The organism is Vibrio cincinnatiensis, from assembly GCF_022113815.1.
In the GTDB taxonomy this organism is placed as follows: domain Bacteria; phylum Pseudomonadota; class Gammaproteobacteria; order Enterobacterales; family Vibrionaceae; genus Vibrio; species Vibrio cincinnatiensis_A.
This window is the reverse complement of the sequence record NZ_SGOM01000037.1, coordinates 1-2,617: the sequence shown is the minus strand read 5'-3', so window position 1 is coordinate 2,617 and position 2,617 is coordinate 1. Positions and strand designations below refer to the sequence as shown.

Here is a 2,617-nt window from a genome sequence, read left to right as displayed (position 1 = left end):
AAAATATAACTTAAAGAAGAAATATAATTAAAAATCAATCAATTAGTTATTTTCTCGGACGAACATCGCCTAACGCCCGCCTAAGGGGCTGGCAACGCATAACACTAAACTCAAACACAACAACCGTAACCACCGCGGCTCATTGGGACTGGAAACGCCACGCGTTGACAGTCCCTCTTGAGGCGTTTGTTAGCTTCGTAGCCTATTGTTTAACAATGATTTTTTAAACACATTTACTTGAAAGGCATTTTACGCAAAAGCATCATACAAACACACGTCCAACGCCAAAAGCTGTGAAGTTGGCTGCCAAAACTTAAAACGATCTAGGCTAAGTTGGCCAAGGTTAAGAGTCCGCGACAAAGAAAACCAGATCACAGCGATGATGCAGCCTTTTGTGAAACCAAACTTGCCGTGTGGAACATCCAACAACCTTGAAGCATCGAGGCTTGTGGGTTTTCAGCGGCTTTGAACCTGCTGAACTTTCAACACTTCCTACCAAATCGGCATCAGAAACACTCGAAAGCCAAGTTGTGAAATTTGAATGCTAAAAGCTGAATTTTCACAACAAATGAGCTTGGATTTTGATGATTTTTGCTTCAAGAAGCTAACGCCCGCTTAAGGGGCAGCCAACGCTACTACTAAATTTCCGCATAACACCGTAATCACAAAAACCAACGCATAGTAAAAATGCCACGCGTTGGCTGTCCCTCTTGAAGCGTTTGTTAGCTTTAACCTGATAGCCCCACCAGAATGAACGCATAACTATTATGAAAGGCATGAGTTAGGAAAGCGACTTTTGCACCCTCAGATGTAGATATTTTTTGCCACACCTGAAAACCGAGACAAAAGACTACAAACGGGGCAAACGTGAACAAGCCCCACAATGGATGGCTTAAAGAGTGCAGAACTGAAATAGACAAGGCGACCAAAAAAGCAACCAATAGTATATTTTGCATGAACTTCTGAGCTATCCATATGAGTAGAGCAATTAGTATCGTTTCTACAAATGGAGCGAATAGAATCAAACCGAACGCATCAAAAAAGGAAAACGATAAGTCCTCATTAGGCGCTTCTTCAGGAAAACCAACTAAAAAATGATACAAACACGCAAAACCAAAGGCAATACAGGCACTTAATGCCGACGCTTTAAAGCTATATGACATTTTTGAATCATTAATTTCGAATAGGAACATACGTACCCCTTTTAAAGCTAACGCCGCATTAAGGGGCAAGTAACGCAAACCTCTGCGCTCAAACTAACCTGCCGTAACCTCAAATGCCAACCCGAACCAAAAATGCCACGCGTTGATTGTCCCTCTTAAATGCTTTGTTAGGCGATTTTATAAACCATTTCAACCCCTTACCAAAGAAACATCAGAACAAACCAAATTAAAACAACATGCGAGTTTAACATTGACCCTGTAATATTCACTTGCCAACAACGAAACTCATGGTCTAGTTCAAAGAAAAAATCACGGCCACCAAGCTCATCGCAAAATCACTCAACTGTTAAGGATGAACTTAAGACTCGAAGAACGAGAAGCACAAAGCTTATCAAATATGAACAGACTCGATCGTTAACTTTTATGAGAACAGAAAACCGCTGAGATTTTCTTTGACTGATAACTTGATGGGTTCAACAACTCATTGATTAAATGACATAATTCAAAAAAAACACGATTAATAATCAACGAATCATTTGTGTAATTTCACGAACATCGCCTAACGCCCGCCTAAGGGGCTGACAACGCAAACAACCGCACTAAAACCAACCAGCCGCAACCTCAAAACTCATTAAAACCAAAAGTGGCGAGCGTTGGAAGTCCCGCTTGAGGCGTTTGTTATGCGCGTGTTTCCGACCAAACTGCGAATTCATTTCCACTTGGTTCAACAAAATGAAAACGACAACCACCAGGAAACTCATAAATTGGACGAATAACTTTACCACCGTATTTCTCTACTTGCTCCAAGGTAGCTTCAATATCTGTACTGTAAAAAATTAAGAGCGCCCCACCATTAACCGTTTGACTCGATAATTCAGCTTTAAAAAATCCACCATCTAAACCTTCGTTTGAAAAGGCTATATATTCAGAACCATAATCAACAAAACTCCAACCAAAAACTGTTGAAAAAAATTCTTTTGTTGATTTCAAATCTTTAGCGGCAAACTCTACATAATTAAGTTTTCCATGTTGACTCATTATTAACTCCTCTTATTTTCCCTGATTAGCGCTAGTGTACCCCACGAAAAGTGGACACAACATAACTACACACTTTCAAACACCACTGGACTCACATAGCCCAACGCTGAGTGCTTCCTATTTCGATTGTAATAGATCTCGATGTATTCAAAGATCCCCATTCGAGCTTCTTCAATATTCTGGTAGTCTTCTGCATATATCAGCTCGACTTTTAGTCGACTGTAAAACGACTCCATGACAGCATTATCCCAGCAGTTGCCCTTACGGCTCATGCTCGGCACGCCACCATGCTTACGCATGAAGTCCTGATAATCATGTGCTCTGTATTGTACACCACGGTCTGAATGGATTATGACCCCCTTAGGCGGCTTACGTGATTTGAACGCCATTTTCAGTGCATTCGTAATGAGTTGAAC

Annotated in this window: 4 protein-coding genes and 1 pseudogene; all 5 read right to left on the bottom strand. The window is 40.9% G+C overall.

Going from position 1 to position 2,617, the window contains the following annotated elements:
* Positions 1–233 precede the first annotated feature (233 nt).
* Positions 234–323, bottom strand: coding sequence for a Tfp pilus assembly protein (locus tag EXA13_RS16915; protein ID WP_230604749.1), 90 nt, complete (start codon positions 321–323; stop codon positions 234–236).
* Positions 313–375 (bottom strand): annotated as a pseudogene (locus tag EXA13_RS16910) (DUF645 family protein); the annotation flags it as partial. The gene EXA13_RS16915 and the pseudogene EXA13_RS16910, both read right to left, overlap by 11 nt.
* Positions 376–728: 353 nt before the next feature.
* Positions 729–1,193 carry a hypothetical protein gene (locus tag EXA13_RS16340; protein WP_193244187.1) on the bottom strand — a complete coding sequence of 155 codons (465 nt, stop codon included), beginning with the start codon at positions 1,191–1,193 and terminating at the stop codon, positions 729–731.
* A gap of 648 nt (positions 1,194–1,841) precedes the next feature.
* Positions 1,842–2,201: a VOC family protein gene (locus EXA13_RS16335; protein WP_238134066.1), complete on the bottom strand. Its 360-nt coding sequence runs from the start codon at positions 2,199–2,201 to the stop codon at positions 1,842–1,844.
* A gap of 65 nt (positions 2,202–2,266) precedes the next feature.
* The coding region (locus EXA13_RS16330; protein WP_238134065.1) for an IS3 family transposase at positions 2,267–2,617 on the bottom strand (351 nt) is incomplete at its 5' end.